We start from the raw sequence: 15,694 nt of genomic DNA, 5'->3' as shown, positions 1-15,694 counted from the left end.
CCGCGCCGAGGGTTGCACCGGCTCTCAGCCGGCCGGGGGGCGGCGGACCGCCCTTCACCCCCCGATAACAACCGGAGGCGCGCGAAGTTGCGGTGCGCTCGCGGGGGGACCCCTGCGTGGCCGCCGCCGGGCCGAAGGGGGTGCGGGCCCGGGGCCCGAGCCGGGATGACGACCGTGCCGCCCTCCGCTAACCTCGACATGCCCGACGGGCGCGTAGCTCAGTGGGAGAGCGCTCGCTTCACACGCGAGAGGTCGGTGGTTCGAAACCACCCGTGCCCATCACCGCGAGAGTCCGACGGGGACTCCTGCAGAGGCCGCTGACCGGTTCGCTGCCCGGCAGCGACCGGTTCGCGCCACCTCCGGGTTCACCTGGCGAGGGCCGCCCGCGAATGCGCGCTCTCGGTCTCGTCCCGGGCCACCGGCCCCAGCAGCGATCCGAAGGCGGTCGCGTTCCCGAGCAGCCGGCCGATGTCGGCCGCCGACCCTGGCCGGGCGAAGAGGTACCCCTGGCCGATGTCAAAGCCGAGCTCGCGCACGATCCGCAGCTGCTGAGCGGTCTCGATGCCCTCAGCCACGATCTTGAGACCGAGCGAGCGACTCATCGTCACGATCGCCTCCACGATCGCCCGGGCCCGATGGTCGTTCCCGAGCTCGGCGATGAAGGAGCGGTCGACCTTGACCACCGAGGCGGGAAACCGGCGCAGATAGGAGAGTGAGGCGTACCCGGTCCCGAAATCATCGATCCCGATCTCCGTGCCGAGGCAACGCAGCGCGGTGAGCACGCTCAGGCCCGCCTCCGCATCATCGAGGACGACACTTTCGGTCACCTCGAGCAGCAGGCGTGCCGGGTCGGCGCAGCGATGCTCGAGCGCCGCGGTGACGCGCGGTATCAGCTCAGGGTCAGAGAGCTGTCGCACTGACAGGTTGACCGACATCCACGGGCTCGTGGCGATCGCGGCATCGTTCTCCCAGGCGGCCAGCTGGCGCAGAGCCTCCGTGAGCACCCAGGTCCCGATCGGGACGATCAGGCCCGTGTCCTCCGCCAGCCCGATGAACTCGCCCGGCGTCACCAGCGCCTCCGGCCGTTGCCAGCGCAGCAGCGCCTCAACTCCGACGATCGCACCGGTGTGCAGGTCGACCTCAGGTTGGTAGTGCAGTCGCAACTCCCCCCGTGCGATGGCGTGACGCAGGGCGCTCTCCAGCTCGAGGCGATGCGCGATCCGCTCGCGCAGCGCATCGGAGAAGAACTCGTACCGAGCGCGTCCCAGCTCCTTGGAGCGATACATCGCCGCGTCGGCTTGCTCGATCAGGGCGCCTGGCTCCTCCGAGCCGTCGGCAAGGGCGATGCCGATGCTCGCACTGACGAGAAACTGCTCCCCGTCAAGGGTGAACGGCTCGCGAAGGCTCACGCCGAGGCGGTCGGCGATCATCACGACGGGATACTCATCGGTGAGCGCTTCACACACGATCACAAACTCGTCGCCGCCCAGTCGACCGAGCGTGTCCTCACAGCGGATGACCCTACTGAGGCGAGCCGCGACCTCACTCAGCAGTCGGTCGCCCGCGGCGTGCCCGAGCGTGTCGTTGATCGCCTTGAAGCCGTCCAGATCGACGAAGAACACCGCGGTCCGCTCCCCATCGGCACGGGACTGACGCGCGAGTGAGCGCTTGAGCAGGTCGAGGATCAAGACCCGGTTGGGCAATCCCGTGAGCGCATCGTGGGTGGCCTGATGCACGAGTGCCTCGGCGGCCCGCTGGCGCTCAACCACGCGCCCCAGCTGCGTCCCCGCCTGGGACATCAGCGCGAGCAGTTCCAGGTCCGGCTCGAGGACAGAGTCAGCAAAGAACTCAAGGGCACCGACAACGTCCGGACCGGCCAGAAGCGGGAAGCACAACGCCGTGCGCAGCTGCGCGGCACGCATCGCATCGTCGCGCGGGAGGGACATAAGCCCGGCCGGATCGGACATCCACACGGCCCTGCCGTCCTTCAGGACGCGGCCGGGAAGTCCGACCCCGGGGCCGAAGCGCAGGCCGCGGGAAGCCTCACAGAACGGGGCGTGCCGATCGGTGTCGCCCGCCCACACGTCCGTCGACACCATCTCGTCGGCTCGATCGCGGAGCCACAGATGTCCCAGGCGCCAGGACGCGTGCGCCCGGATCGCCTCCAGGCTCGTCGCGATGGCCGGCTCGATGCCGGTGGCCTCATTCGCCGCCGTGGCCACCGTCTCGAGCAGCACCAACCCCTGCTGCTTGTCATAGAGCTCACGGGTCGCACGTTCGCTGATCCTCTCGGCCTCCTGGCGGGCCAGGCGCTGGCGCCGGAGCTGACGTTCCAGACGGTCCACCCGCGCCTGGATCTCCGGCAGTTCGGTCAACGCGTACGGCTGAAGCGAATATTCATCCGACACTCCCGATCCCCTCTGTTCATGCACTGCGGCTGGTCGATGGTGACGGTCTGCCCGTAGTGCTCACCCGCTCCGATCAACAAGCCCTCGGCAAAGGCACAGAGCTTGCGCGGCGAGTAGTAGTCCATCCCCAGCCAGTCAGCGTCGGACGTATCGAACCCGAACTCGGGGACGATGGCGCCCGGGTAGAGCTTGCGAACCTCCGGATGGATGATCTCGTTGAGAGTGAGCACGAAGGAGCGGGCATCAACGTGCCGGGAGAACAGCTGCGGGTACCGCTCGGCGAACAGAGGCAGCGACCGCTGCCCGAACCAGCGAACGACGTCATCGGACCGAACCTCGAGCACCGATGCGGCGGCGCCGACGAGCGCGAACAGGTCCTCGTCCGGATAGCTCCCCAGCGAGGTGTAGACGCCATCGAGGCAGCTCACGTCGAGCAGCTCCTCCCAGACGTCCTCCCCGTGGTCGGCGACCACGCTCTGCTCGAGCAGGTTGAAGACGATGCCCTTCACGGTGCCGGCAATCTTGCCGCACCCGGCGACACACGACGCGGGGGAGTGAGGACGACGGGGTTCGGATGCATGCGTTCGGGTGTCGTCACCGGGATCATCAAGGCGGTCTGGGTCGGGGGCGTCTCCCCGCGGCCGTTATCGGTGTATCGGCCCATCGGCTTGAGCCGCAGCTTCCGCCGGCGCGATCCCCAGTTCCGGACACGGTGGCGCACGTTTGTGCGCTGACAGGGCCGGTTTTCTCCCACCACCCCCGGGTAGGGCAGGAGCAGGCTCATTGACCCTCTCCCTCGATCGGAAGGCCCCGTCTGATGCAGGCAGCTCCCCCGAAGATCGCCGTCGTCACCGGCGGCAGCGCCGGTGTCGGCCGCGCCACCGTCCGCGCCCTCGCCGACCGCGGCTATGACGTCGCGGTCCTCGCCCGGGGGCGGGCCGGACTTGAGGCGGCCGTGGCGGAGGTGAAGGACTGCGGCCGCCGCGGGCTCGCGCTCGCCTGCGACGTCAGTGACGAGACGGCGGTTGAGGCGGCGGCCGACCGCGTGGAGGCCGAGCTGGGGGCGATCGACGTGTGGGTCAACGCCGCGTTCGCCGGCGCGCTTGCGTTCTTCTGGGATACGACACCGGCCGAGTTCCGCCGAATGACCGATGTCACCTACTACGGTCAGGTCAACGGCACCCGAGCGGCGCTGGCGCGAATGCGCGCCCGCAACCACGGCACGATCATCAACGTCGGCTCGGCGATGGCGTTCCGGTCGATCCCGCTCCAGTCGGCCTACTGCGGCGCCAAGCACGCCGTCACGGGGTTCACCGAATCGGTGCTCACCGAGTTGAAGCACGAACGCAGCGCCGTCCGGATCTGCATGGTGCAGCTGCCGGGGCTCAACACCCCGCAGTTCAACTGGAACCTCAACCGAATGCCCGCCCACCCGAGGCCGGTCGCTCCGGTGTTCGCCCCGGAGGTGCCCGCGCGGGCGATCGCCTTCCTCGCCGAGCACCCGCGGCGCAACCTGTGGGTCGGCGTCTCGACCGCGTACACGATCATCGGCGAGCGGTTCGCACCCTGGCTCGCGGACCTCTACCTCGCCCGCCGCGGCGTCAGCGGGCAACAGAGCGACGCCGACCTGCCGCGGCTCGGTGAAAACCTGTTCGAGCCACGCGATCAGGAGGTCGACTGCGGGGCCGCCGGGCCGTTCTCCGAGCAGGCCCACCACCGTGACCCGATCTTGTGGTTGTTGACCCAGCGGGGCGCACTCGGCGTCGCCGCCGGGGTCACCGCCCTCGCTCTCGCCCGTCGGCAGGCGCGGCGATGACCGGCCCAGCCTCCTCGGCCCGGCTCACCCCTCCGCGGAGGGGGATCGCCGCCCGGCCCGAGCCACCACGGATCCCGGCCGCCGACCTGCCCGGCGGGCTGCGTTGGCTCACCGTCGCCCGAGCGGCGATCGCCGGGGCGCTGCTGATCGCGCCCGAGCCGCCGCTCGCCGCACTCAAGCGGTCCGAGCCCGACCGGGCTCGCCTGCGCTTCGCACGAATCCTCGGCGCACGCCAGGGAATCGAGGCGGCGCTGCTGTGGCGGTATCCGACCCCGGCGGCGGTGCGCACGGGCGCGGTCGTCGACGGCATCCACGCCGTCACCGCCCTCGGGATCGCCGCCGTGGTCTCACCGCGCCGGCTGGCGCTGCTCAACTGCCTCAGCGCAACCGGGTTCGCTCTCGCCGGCTGGCAGGCCGCGACAGCCGTCGCGCACGCCACCCGGGAGCGCTCATGAGCCTCCCGCCCGCACCGCACGTGCTGCGGGAGTACGCGCTGCTCGCCGACGGGCACCGTGGGGCGCTGATCGGCCCGCACGGAGACATCGCGTGGATGTGCTTCCCCGGGTGGTCGGACCCGGCCGTGTTCGCCTCCCTGATGGGAGGCGCTGGACGGTTCGCGATCACCCCCGTCGGACGCCACGTCTGGGGCGGGAGCTACGAGCGGGGCTCGCTGATCTGGCGCAGCCGCTGGGTGACCGAGGACGGGATCATCGAGTCGCGTGAGGCGCTCGTGTTCCCGGGCGAGCGCGACCGGGCGACCCTCCTGCGGCGGGTGATCGCCGTTGAGGGAGTTGCCCGTATCCACCTCAGCGTCGGTCTTGCGCACGACTACGGTCGCCGCCGGGCCACCCAGCTGCGCTGCGAGGACGGCATCTGGCGCGGATCGCTGGGCCGACGGCACTTCAGCCTCGCCGGGGCCGCGGACGCACGCCCCGACGCCGAGCACGAACTCGGCGCCGAGTTCGTGCTCGAACCCGGCGGCTGTCACGATCTCATCCTCTGTCTCGACGGTGACGCGGGTGAGGTCGATGCCGCGCAGGCGTGGCGAGGAACCGAGACCGCCTGGCGCGAGCGGGTTCCGCCCCCGGCCGTCGCGCTCGGCGAGCGCGACGCCTGGCATGCCCGCGCGGTCCTGCGGGGACTGACGACGCCGGGGGGCGGGATGGTCGCCGCCGCGACGATGTCACTGCCCGAGCGCGCTGACGCCGGCCGGGCCTACGATTACCGCTACGCCTGGGTGCGCGACCAGGCGATCAGCGGCCAGGCGGCGGCCCGGGCCGGCGCTGATGACCTGCTCGATGACGCGACCGCGTTTCTCACCGAACGTCTGCTCGAGGACGGCGCCGGACTCGCCCCCGCCTACACCGTCGACGGCGGCGCGGTGCCGGACGAGAGCGCTCTCGGGCTCCCCGGGTATCCCGGCGGGGCCGACTTCCTCGGCAATCACGCCAACCGCCAGTTCCAGCTCGACGGGTTCGGGGAGAGCCTGCTCTGCCTCGCCGCGGCTGACGAGCGAGACCGCCTCGACGCGGACGGATGGCGGGCGGTGCAGGCCGCGGTAGAGGCGATCGCCGCCCGTGGCGGCGAGCCCGACGCCGGGATCTGGGAACTCGAGCCCGCCCATTGGACCCACAGCCGGCTCATCTGCGTCGCGGGGTTGCGTCGCGTCGCGGCCGCCCCGAACGCCGGAGCGCGGGCCGGCGCGTGGCTGGGGCTCGCCGAGCGGATACTCGCCGACACCTCCGACGCCCTCACCCCCCACGGTCACTGGCAGCGCGCGCCGGATGACCCACGCGTGGACGGGGCGCTGCTGTTCGCCGCGTTGCGCGGAGCCACCCCGGCCGATGACCCGCGGGCGATGCGAACCCTCGACGCCGTCACCGCCGAGTTGTGCGATGACTACTTCTGCTACCGCTTCCGCCCGGACGCGCGGCCGCTCGGCGAGGCTGAGGGCGCGTTCCTGCTCTGTGGGTTCGCGATGGCCCTCAGCCTCGACCGGATCGGGGCACACGCCGAGGCCGCTCACTGGTTCGAACGCAATCGCGGCGCCTGCGGCCCCCCGGGACTTCTCTCGGAGGAGTTCGACGTCACCCAGCGCCAGTTGCGCGGCAATCTGCCCCAAGCCTTCGTCCATGCGCTCCTGCTCGAGTGCGCGGCGTCCCTCCGCGGCGCCGACCCCGCCCCCAACGAAAAGGATCCAACATGAGCCAGACCGTCGGCGAACGAATCCTGCGCCGCCTCATCGCGTGGGGCATCCCGCGGGTCTACGGGTACCCGGGGGATGGCATCAATGGCATCCTCGGCGGCTTTCACGCCGTCGGAGACGAACTGGAGTTCATCCAGACCCGGCATGAGGAACTCGCCTCCTTCCAGGCCTGCGCGCACGCGAAGTTCACCGGCGAGACGGGCGTCTGCATGGCCACCTCAGGCCCCGGGGCGATCCACCTCCTCAACGGGCTCTACGACGCCCGCCTCGACCACCAGCCCGTCGTGGCGATCATCGGACAGCAGGCCCGCTCATCACTCGGTGCCGACTACCAGCAGGAGGTCGACCTGATCAGCCTGTACAAGGACGTCGCCCGCGAGTTCGTGCAGGTCCTCAACGTGCCCTCCCAGACCGATCTGCTGATCGACCGTGCCCTGCGGGTGGCGGCGGCATCCCGGTCTGTGACGGCGATCATCGTCCCCAACGACGTTCAGGAGCTTCCCTTCGAGGAACCGCCCCGCAGCCACGGGGCGGTGTATTCGAGCGTCGGCTACAGCGCACCCCGGGCAGTGCCGGCCGCAACGGACCTCGACCGTGCCGCCGAGGTCCTCAACGCCGGCGAGCGGGTGGCGATGCTGATCGGACAGGGCGCAATCGGCGCCGCGGCGCAGGTGCTCGCCGTCGCCGACCGGCTCGGCGCCGGGGTCGCCAAGGCGCTCAACGGAAAGGCCGCCCTTCCTGATGACCTGCCCTTCGTGACCGGCGGCATCGGCCTGTTGGGGACCAAGCCATCCTACGACATGATGGAGGGCGCCGACACGCTGCTGATGGTCGGGACCAACTTCCCCTACGCGGAATGGCTGCCCGAGCCCGGCCAGGCGCGGTGCGTCCAGATCGACATCGACGGTCGGCTGATCGGGATGCGCTATCCGACGGAGGTCTGCCTCGTCGGGGACGCGGCGGCGACCCTGACCGAGCTCCTTCCGCGCCTGCAGCCCACCACTGACCGGGCCTGGCGGGCGGACATCGAGACGGGCGTCCGACGCTGGTGGGAGATCCTCGCGGATCGAGCCCACCAGAGCGCGGACCCGCTCAATCCCCAGCGGGTCTTTCACGAACTGTCGGAGCGGTTGCCCGACCGGGCCATCCTCACCTCCGACTCGGGGTCGGCGACGAACTGGTGGGCACGCCACGTCAAGGTGCGCCAAGACATGATGTGCGCGCTGTCGGGGACCCTGGCGACGATGTGCCCGGCCGTCCCCTACGGTGTCGCGGCCAAGTTCGCCCATCCGGACCGGCCGGTGATCGCCGCGATCGGCGACGGGGCGATGCAGATGGTCGGGATCAACAGTCTCATCGACGTCGCCCGCTATCAGGACCGCTGGACCAACCCGACGTTCGTCGTCTGCGTCCTGCATAACAACGATCTCAACCAGGTGACCTGGGAACAGCGGGTGATGTCAGGGGATCCCCGGCTTGCGGTCTCCCAGCAGCTGCCCGATTTCGACTACGCCGGGTATGCCCGGCTGCTCGGCCTGGAGGGGATCCGGGTCGACTCGCCCGAGGCGGTCGGGGAGGCGTGGGATCGTGGGCTCAGCGCCGGTCGGCCCGCGCTGCTCGAGTTCATCACCGACCCGGAGGTGCCGCCACTGCCCCCGCACATCCGCTTTGAGCAGGCGAAGGGAATGGCCAGCGCGCTCGCCCGCCGCGACCCGGCGTCCGCGCAGATGGTGCGCCAGGCCCTGAAGGGCAAGCTCGTCGAGTTCACCAACCGATGAGCGTTCTCGCCAATCTCCGCTGCGGCCGGACCCAGAAGCTGCTGAGCGCGGCGACCGCGGCGAGCGCGCTTCCGCTCGGGGCGGAGATCTACATCAACCACTACGGGGGCTCGTTCGGCAACAAGTGGATGTGGACACCGGTCGCCCTCTCCCCCGCGCTCACTGCCGCCGGTCTGGCGGGCGTGCGTTCGGAGCGGGCCGCGCACACCGTGTTGCCTGCGCTGTCAGCGCTGTTTCTCATCGACGGGCTCGCCGGTGTGTACTTCCACCTCCGCGGAGTCGCCCGCAAGCCGGGTGGGTTTGCCGAGGCGAGCTACAACCTCGTGATGGGCCCACCGGCGTTCGCCCCGGGATCCCTGGCGATGGTCGGCGCGATCGGGATCATGGCGAGCCTCAGCCGCCGGGAGGGCGACGCATGAGCCACAGCTATCGCGAAGCCGACCATCTCCCCCATCACCGTCGTCACGGGGACCCACCCGACCCCCGCGGTCTCCCCCGCCAGCGGGTCGGGATCACCCCACAGATGCACGGCCGCTACCCCGACTTCGACGTGATGGCCGGCCGGCGCCACTGGGATGAGGTGACCCGTCGGGCACTCGTCGACCGTGTCGAGGCGGTCCCCGCCTGCCGGTTCTTCACCGCCGGGGAGCAGCGCACGCTGCGGGCGTTCCTCGACGTCGTGCTCGCCCAGGACGACGACCCGCGGATCCCCGTGCTCGAGATGATCGATGCCAAGCTCGCCGACGGCCGCCTCGACGGCTACCGGTACGAGAACATGCCCCCCGACCCTGAGGTGTGGCGGCGGGTGGCGGCTCACCTCGACGGGTTTGACAGCCTCGACCCAGACGCCCGCCGTGAGGTCGTCGCGCGGTTCGCGGAGGGGGACCTCGTCTGGAAGAATCTCGACGTCTCACGTGCCTGGGGGGTGGTGATGCGGGGCGCCTTGGCGGCGTTCTACTCCCACCCGTGGGCGTTCAACGAGATCGGCTTCCGGGGTCCCGCCTATCCGCGCGGCTACATGCGCCGCAACATGGGACCGACGGGCGTCGATCCGGGGGAGCCGCGTGAGGCCTTCGGCCTGGACCCCGTCCGTGACCTGCGGGAGCGGGCGTGAGCCCCCGTCCGGCGCTGGGGCGCCGGCTGATCAAGGGCGCCCCCGTCCCACACGACAACGACTCCGCGTGGTTGCTCGACCCTCACCGGCGCGGTATCCCCGGGCTGGAGTCGATGTCGCGCTACCGGGACGCCGACGAAGTGGACATGGTGATCGTCGGAGCGGGCGCCGGCGGTGGCACCCTCGCCCAGAGGCTCGCCCGGCGGGGGTGGCGGATCGTCGTCCTCGAGTCGGGACCGTTCTGGGATCCCGACCGGGACTGGGCCTCTGACGAGGCCGCCCAACACCACCTGTACTGGAACGCTCCACGGGTGATCGGCGGCCACGACCCGGTGGAGCTGGGCAAGAACAATTCCGGGCACGGGGTCGGCGGATCGATGATCCACTATGCGGGCTACACCCCCCGGTTCCACCCCTCGGACTTCTCCACCTTCAGCCGCGACGGGGTCGGGGCTGACTGGCCGATCGGCTACGAGGACCTCAAACCCCACTACGAGCGGGTCGAGCGGGAGCTGCCGGTGGCCGGACAGGACTGGCCCTGGGGTGACCCGCACACCTATCCGCACGCCGCCCACCCGATCTCGGGGGCGGCCGAGGTGGCCTGGGAGGGAGCGCGACGGATCGGCGTCCGGATGCGGGTCGGCCCGGTCGCGATCACCAACGGCGTGTTCGGCAACCGCCCCCACTGCATCTACCGGGGTTTCTGCCTGCAGGGGTGCAAGGTCAATGCGAAGGCCTCCCCGCTCGTCACCCACCTCCCCGATGCGATCGCCCATGGAGTCGAGGTCCGAGCTGACAGCCATGTGACCCGGATCGAGCTGGATGAGCGCGGCCGCTGCCGCGGGGTCGCCTACATCCACAACGGGGTCGAGCACCACCAGCGGGCCGCGATTGTGGTCGTCGCCGGTTATTCGATCGAGACGCCGCGGCTGCTGTTGAACTCCGCCGGCCCGGGCTTCCCGGACGGCCTGGCCAACCGTCATGACCAGGTCGGGCGCTACGTGATGGTCCAGGGCGCCCCCCAGGTCGCGGGTCGCTTCCCCGAGACGGTGCACCAGTACAAGGCGCCTCCGCCGGAGATCTGCTCCGAGGACTTCTATGAGACCGACGTCAGCCGTGGCTTTGCTCGCGGGTTCTCGATCCAGACGGTCGGGCCGCTGCCGATCGCCTGGGCCGAGCACGTCCTCGCCGACGGGCACTGGGGACATGCCCTGCGTGAATACATGCGCGACTACGCCCACTGGACGACGCTCGGCCTGCTCTGTGAGCTGCTGCCGCAACCCGAGAACCGGGTGACGCTTGCGGAGGAGACCGATCGCCATGGGCTGCCGGTCGCACACATGTCCTACAGCCAGTGTGAGAACGACCGGGCGAACATCGCCTACGGCAAGGAGGTGCTGACGCGCCTGTGGGAGGCCGCCGGCGCCCAGGACACCCTCAGCATCGACCGCTACGCCCACCTCGTCGGTGGCTGCCGGATGGGAACGGACCCCGAGATGTCGGTGATCGACGCCGACCACCGCACCTGGGACGTCCCGAACCTGTTCATCTGCGACGGCAGTGTGATGCCGACGCAGGGGTCGGCCAACCCGGCCCTGACGATCATGGCGCTCGCCTCCCGACTCGCCGACCGGCTCGGGCAGCGGCGCGTCGACCCCGCAGGGCCGGCGGGAGCCCGTCATGCCTGAACGGCGACCGGGCGGGGTCGACGCGCTGCGAACCCGAGTGTTCCGGGTGCCGACCGACGGCCCCGAGTCGGACGGCACCTTCGCGTGGACGACGACGACCGTCGTCGTCGTCGAGGTCGACTGCGGGTCGGTCACCGGGCTGGGCTACACCTACGGGCCGACCGCGGTCGCGGCGCTGATCGAGGCAGAGCTCGCCGACATCGTCCGCGACGGCGATCCGCTCACCCCGCAGCGGACGTGGGCGGCGCTGCACGCCGCCCTGCGCAACGCCGGTCAGGGCGGGATCGGCGCGCTCGCGATCGCGGCGCTCGACATCGCCCTCCACGATCTCCGGGCCCGGATGCTCGACCTCCCGCTCAGCGTCAGCCTCGGCGCGGTCCGGGACGCGGTCGAGATCTACGGTTCCGGAGGGTTCACCAGCTACGGGCCGGCGCAGACGGCCGAACAGCTCGCCGGCTGGGTCGGCCAGGGGATCGGGCGGGTGAAGATGAAGGTCGGGCGCCGCCCCGAGGCGGACCTCGCCCGGCTCGCGGCCGTGCGGACGGCGATCGGCCCGGACATCGAGTTGATGGTCGATGCCAACGGGGCCTTCACGCCGGCCGCCGCGCGTCACTGGGCCCAGCGTTACGCCGACTTCGCGGTGACGTGGCTGGAGGAGCCGGTCACCCAGGACGATCCGGGCGGGCTCGCCGACGTGCGGGCGCGAGCCCCCGCCGGGATGGCGGTCGCCTCCGGCGAATACAGCTGGAGCCGCTTTGACAGCCGGCGTCTGCTCGACGCCGAGGCCGTCGACGTGCTCCAGGCCGACGTCACCCGCTGTGGGGGACTGACCGAACTGCTGCGCATCGACGCGTTGTGTGCGGCGGCGAACCGGCCGCTGTCGCTGCACTGCGCGCCGGCGATCAGCGCCCATGCCGGGACCGCCCTCACCGCACTGCTGCACCTCGAGTACTTCCACGACCATCAACGGATCGAACGGCTGCTCTTTGACGGTGTCCTCGACGTGGACGGGGGAACCCTGCGTCCCGACCGTGGCCGGGCCGGCCACGGTCTCAGTGTCCGGGACGCCGAGGCCAGGCGGTACGCGGTCAGTTAAGCCGGCCCAGCCGGAGGAACGCAGCGACCGCGGGCCGGGATGGGCCGGGCAGCACCGGCGCGGGCCGGTCCCCGAGCGCGCACCCCGACCGTCGCCCTCAGAGCGTTCCGGCGGCGAGCACGTAGCGGGCGGCCCGCCGCAGCCCGGGGAGGGTCGGCGAGGTCGTCCGCGCACCGTGCAGACCCCGGTTGCGAGCCGGTTCGACGACCGTCTCGGGGACCCCGTCGTGGTCGAGGATCCAGTCGATCACGGCCATCCCGTCCACGCCCGCAGCCATGATCGCCGCCCGTTCGACCACCTGCCCGCCGGAGGGGTGCGGCCGGGCGAGCCGTCGCAGCAGAGTGAGAATCTCAGCGTCGTCCATCTCTCACACCCTACCCGTCATCGGCTCGCGGTCGGACGCGGCCCCGGGGCGCCGCAGGGTGACCGCGCCGACCGGGGCAGCGAGAACGCCGGTGACGGGCTCATCCCCGGGGGTGAGCCCGAGTAGCGTGCTGAGCAGCAGCAGTGGCGTCCCGGCCGCCCACGCCTGGGGTCTCGAGGCGGTCGGGAAGGCGACGGGCACCGAGGTGTCAGCGGCGGGGAAGCCCGCGAACACCTCCGGGAGCCGGTACTGAAAGAACGGAGCGGCGGCGAGCATCGCGGTGGCGATCTGACCGGCCGCGTCGGTGTGGCCGTAGCGGGCCAGACCGGCGGCGATCAGCGAGTTGTCGTGGGGCCACACCGTTCCGGTGTGGTATCCGAGCGGGTTGTATCCGGCGGCCGAACGGGCGAGCGTCCGCACCCCCCAGCCGGAGTACAGGTCCTCCCCCAGCAGCGCAGCGGCGGTGAGCGCCGCCTCGGCGTCATCGACGATGCCGGACCAGAGGAGGTGACCGATGTTGGAGCAGAGGCCGTCCACCGGCCGCTTGTCACCGTCGAGGGCGAGCGCGTGGGTGCCGCGCTCGGGGAGCCAGAAGTCGCGCCGGAACTGGGCGGCGAGCCGCTCTGCCCGGCCTTCGAGCGCGACGGCGAGCGCCTCGTCGTGCCAGACCGTACGGGCGAGCCGCGCCGCGCGGCGCTGCGCGTCATAGACATAACCCTGAATCTCACAGGTGGCGATCGGACCGTGGGCGAGGTGTCCGTCGGCGAACTGGATCGAGTCCCAGCTGTCCTTCCAGCACTGGTTGACAAGCCCGCTGGCGACGTTGCGCCGCGCGTACTCGACGTACCCGTCCCCGTCGATGTCGCCGCTGTCGGCGATCCAGGTGAGCGCGGCGCGGGCGTTCGGCTCGAGCCTGGCCACGAGCTCCGAATCACCGGTCCAGCGGTGGTATTCGTCCAGCAGGATGAGAAACAGCGGGGTCGCGTCGGCGCTGCCGAAGTAGGGAGAGTGCGGCCGTTGCCCGGTCGCAGTGAGCTCACCGAACCGAAGCTCGTGCAGGATCTTGCCCGGCTCCTGCTCATGGAAGTCATCGCGCGTGGTCGCCTGGCGTGCGGCGAGCACCGTCAACGTCGTCGCCGCCAAGCTGGGCAGGTAGGGCAGCGCCTGCAGGCTCGTGATCAAGCTATCGCGGCCGAACAGCGCCATGAACCACGGCAGCCCGGCCGCCGGGAGGGTCAAGCCGGTGCGCAGATCCGGTGCCATCCTCAGCGCCGCCAGATCACTGAGGCTCGCCCGGTAGGTGCGTGCGAGGTCCTCGTTGGCGGTGTCGAGCACCGGCGCGGCCGCTGTCCAGCGAGCGAGCTCCGCCGCCTTGTCGACTGACATCTCCGCGCGGCTCCCGCGGGGAACCCGAGCGGTGAACCGGGTGCCCGGTTGGGCGGCGCTGGAGAGAATCGTGAAGGTGACCGACCACTGCTCAGCGGCGGCAAGCTCCAATGCGAAGGCAAAGCCGTTCGGGGTCACCGTCCCGGGCCGGCTGGCGGTGATCGTGACGGCACGGTGAAAGCCGCCGGCGCGGTAGGCGAAGGTGAGCGTGCGATCGTCGTGCTCGACGGTGACCGGCCGTGGGGCCACCGGGCCGCTCTTGACCTCGAACAGGTCGGCGAACTCCGCGGCGGCGGTGAGCGTGACCGGCCAGGCAACGGGCGTGTGGAGATGGTTGGTGACCGTCACCTCCTCGAGCCAGACGCGGTCGATCAGACGGCGGCGGATCACCGAGCAGGGCGCCTGCTCCTCGGGGGCGACCTGGGGGGTGAGAATGAAGTCCGACTCATAGTGGGTGCCCTGGTGGAGGCTCAGCAGCTCGAGGGGCCGTTCTCCGACCGATAGGCTCCAGCGGGCGAGGAACCGGGTGTCCTGGGCAAAGAAGCCGTGCTCGGCGCCCGCTTCGGGCGACACGTCGCCGCGCCGGTCGCTGACCACGAACGTGCTTCCGTCCAGCACGCTGATCGCGTCCTCAGACACCGCTCGCACCGCCCTCCGGCCCCGACTGGGCCGGCGCACAGGACCGGTAGGCCAGCTCATATCGGGCCGCGACGACGTCGGCGTCGCAGTGTTCGGCCACCCACGCCCGGCAGGCCCCGGACCGAATACGCGGTAGGTGTCCGATCGCGTCGGCCATCCCCCGCTCATCGGGAACGAGGAAACCGGTGATCCCGTCGTGGATCAGTTCGGGTGCGGCGCCCTCCGGGAAGGCGATCACGGGCGTCCCGGAGGCGAGCGCCTCAACGATCACCATGCCGAACGGCTCGGGCCAGCGGATCGGCATCAACAGCCCGCGGGCGTGGGCGAACAGGGACTGCTTGGCCGAACCGCCAACCTCCCCGATGAACCGGACCCGTTCCCCGTCGATGTGGGGGGCGATCTCCGCGTCGAAGAACGCCTGTTGGCCGGGCTGGATCACGCCGGCGAGGATGATCGGGACATCCACCGCCCGCGCGGCCGCGATCGCGCGGTGCGGCCCCTTCTCCGGGGTGATCCGCCCGATCCAGAGCACGTAATCCCCCTTCCGTTCCCGGGAGGACCAGCGCTGCAGGTCGATCGGGTTGGGGATCGGCCCGGAGGAGACGAGCCCGGTCGGCGCCCCGGCGAGCTGGGCGCGGCTGATCGCCACGAGCGTCCCTTTGTGTCCATGCTCGGCGTAGAAGGGACCCGTCTCAGGCGTGAAGGGGCCGTGGAGGGTGTGCAGGAGCGGGGTGGCGATGCGGTTGGCCATCGCCAGTGCGGTGAACCCGCAGTGGTCGTGGATGACGTCGAAGCGACGGGCGCGTTCGGCGCCGTCGATCCGGTCAAAGGCCTGGGAGACGTGGTCAGCCTCATAGAGGGCCCGTTCGATCTCCTCTGGGTGCGCGCGCTCGAGCAGCGGAGCGACGGTCGCGGTCGAGACCGACCCCGGGGCCGCGAACAGGACGACGTCGTGGCCACGGCGGACGAGCGCGTCCGTGAGGGTGCTGACGACCGACTCGACCCCGCCGTAGCCGGGTGAGGGGACCGGGATCCACGGCGGGGCGAGCATCGCGATGCTCAGCGGGGAGAGGTGCCGGGCCCGTCCCTCGCCACTGCGATCCGGCACCCGCGGAGTGAACCGGCGCCGGGGCGGGGCTCGCGTCGGCACCGCCACTGCAGGGATGTCCAGCGCGTCCATCGTGGCTCCTGATGGGCCT

Annotated in this window: 13 protein-coding genes and 1 tRNA gene; 9 read left to right on the top strand and 5 right to left on the bottom strand. The window is 71.0% G+C overall.

Annotated elements, in window-relative coordinates:
- Positions 1–207: 207 nt before the first annotated feature.
- Positions 208–279, top strand: a tRNA-Val gene (locus tag M3M55_RS07120).
- 86 nt (positions 280–365) lie between these two features.
- On the opposite strand, the gene M3M55_RS07115 is transcribed toward M3M55_RS07120, so the two are convergent.
- Both M3M55_RS07115 and M3M55_RS07110 read right to left on the bottom strand, forming a co-directional pair.
- Positions 366–2,408: a bifunctional diguanylate cyclase/phosphodiesterase gene (locus M3M55_RS07115; protein WP_249012129.1), complete on the bottom strand. Its 2,043-nt coding sequence runs from the start codon at positions 2,406–2,408 to the stop codon at positions 366–368.
- Complete coding sequence (locus M3M55_RS07110; protein WP_249012128.1) at positions 2,372–2,917, bottom strand: heme NO-binding domain-containing protein; 546 nt, start codon at positions 2,915–2,917, stop codon at positions 2,372–2,374. Before M3M55_RS07110 ends, M3M55_RS07115 begins: the two co-directional genes overlap by 37 nt.
- A gap of 308 nt (positions 2,918–3,225) precedes the next feature.
- Here M3M55_RS07110 and M3M55_RS07105 point away from each other — a divergent pair, with 308 nt between their 5' ends.
- The 8 genes from M3M55_RS07105 to M3M55_RS07070 all read left to right on the top strand — a co-directional run bounded on the left by M3M55_RS07105 (position 3,226) and on the right by M3M55_RS07070 (position 12,106).
- Positions 3,226–4,224, top strand: a complete 999-nt coding sequence (locus tag M3M55_RS07105) for an SDR family oxidoreductase (RefSeq protein WP_249012127.1) — start codon at positions 3,226–3,228, stop codon at positions 4,222–4,224.
- The gene (locus tag M3M55_RS07100; protein WP_249012126.1) at positions 4,221–4,679 is read left to right on the top strand and encodes a hypothetical protein; all 459 of its coding nucleotides are present in this window, start codon (positions 4,221–4,223) and stop codon (positions 4,677–4,679) included. Before M3M55_RS07105 ends, M3M55_RS07100 begins: the two co-directional genes overlap by 4 nt.
- Positions 4,676–6,430 (top strand): glycoside hydrolase family 15 protein, encoded by a 1,755-nt coding sequence (locus M3M55_RS07095; RefSeq protein ID WP_249012125.1) that lies wholly within the window; start codon positions 4,676–4,678, stop codon positions 6,428–6,430. Before M3M55_RS07100 ends, M3M55_RS07095 begins: the two co-directional genes overlap by 4 nt.
- On the top strand, positions 6,427–8,208 hold the full coding sequence (locus M3M55_RS07090; RefSeq protein WP_249012124.1) for a thiamine pyrophosphate-requiring protein: 1,782 nt from the start codon (positions 6,427–6,429) through the stop codon (positions 8,206–8,208). Before M3M55_RS07095 ends, M3M55_RS07090 begins: the two co-directional genes overlap by 4 nt.
- Positions 8,205–8,627: a hypothetical protein gene (locus M3M55_RS07085; RefSeq protein ID WP_249012123.1), complete on the top strand. Its 423-nt coding sequence runs from the start codon at positions 8,205–8,207 to the stop codon at positions 8,625–8,627. Before M3M55_RS07090 ends, M3M55_RS07085 begins: the two co-directional genes overlap by 4 nt.
- Positions 8,624–9,322 (top strand): gluconate 2-dehydrogenase subunit 3 family protein, encoded by a 699-nt coding sequence (locus tag M3M55_RS07080; protein WP_249012122.1) that lies wholly within the window; start codon positions 8,624–8,626, stop codon positions 9,320–9,322. Before M3M55_RS07085 ends, M3M55_RS07080 begins: the two co-directional genes overlap by 4 nt.
- Positions 9,323–9,435: 113 nt before the next feature.
- On the top strand, positions 9,436–11,010 hold the full coding sequence (locus tag M3M55_RS07075) for a GMC family oxidoreductase (protein ID WP_371878745.1): 1,575 nt from the start codon (positions 9,436–9,438) through the stop codon (positions 11,008–11,010).
- Positions 11,003–12,106, top strand: a complete 1,104-nt coding sequence (locus tag M3M55_RS07070; protein ID WP_249012120.1) for an enolase C-terminal domain-like protein — start codon at positions 11,003–11,005, stop codon at positions 12,104–12,106. The genes M3M55_RS07075 and M3M55_RS07070 overlap by 8 nt, the downstream gene beginning before the upstream one ends.
- A 97-nt stretch (positions 12,107–12,203) precedes the next feature.
- Here the strand turns inward: M3M55_RS07070 and M3M55_RS07065 are convergent, their stop codons facing one another.
- Genes M3M55_RS07065 through M3M55_RS07055 form a run of 3 tightly spaced genes read right to left on the bottom strand, consistent with a single transcriptional unit; the run spans position 12,204 to position 15,675 of the window.
- Positions 12,204–12,470, bottom strand: coding sequence for a hypothetical protein (locus tag M3M55_RS07065; protein ID WP_249012119.1), 267 nt, complete (start codon positions 12,468–12,470; stop codon positions 12,204–12,206).
- A gap of 3 nt (positions 12,471–12,473) precedes the next feature.
- Positions 12,474–14,495, bottom strand: coding sequence for a glycogen debranching N-terminal domain-containing protein (locus M3M55_RS07060; protein WP_249012118.1), 2,022 nt, complete (start codon positions 14,493–14,495; stop codon positions 12,474–12,476).
- Positions 14,488–15,675: a glycosyltransferase family 4 protein gene (locus M3M55_RS07055; RefSeq protein WP_249012117.1), complete on the bottom strand. Its 1,188-nt coding sequence runs from the start codon at positions 15,673–15,675 to the stop codon at positions 14,488–14,490. Before M3M55_RS07055 ends, M3M55_RS07060 begins: the two co-directional genes overlap by 8 nt.
- Positions 15,676–15,694 lie beyond the last annotated feature (19 nt).

The sequence above is a fragment of the Conexibacter sp. DBS9H8 genome (assembly GCF_023330685.1).
Lineage (GTDB): Bacteria > Actinomycetota > Thermoleophilia > Solirubrobacterales > Solirubrobacteraceae > Palsa-465.
The sequence above is the reverse complement of the archived record's forward strand: the minus strand, read 5'-3'. Positions and strand labels throughout refer to the sequence as shown.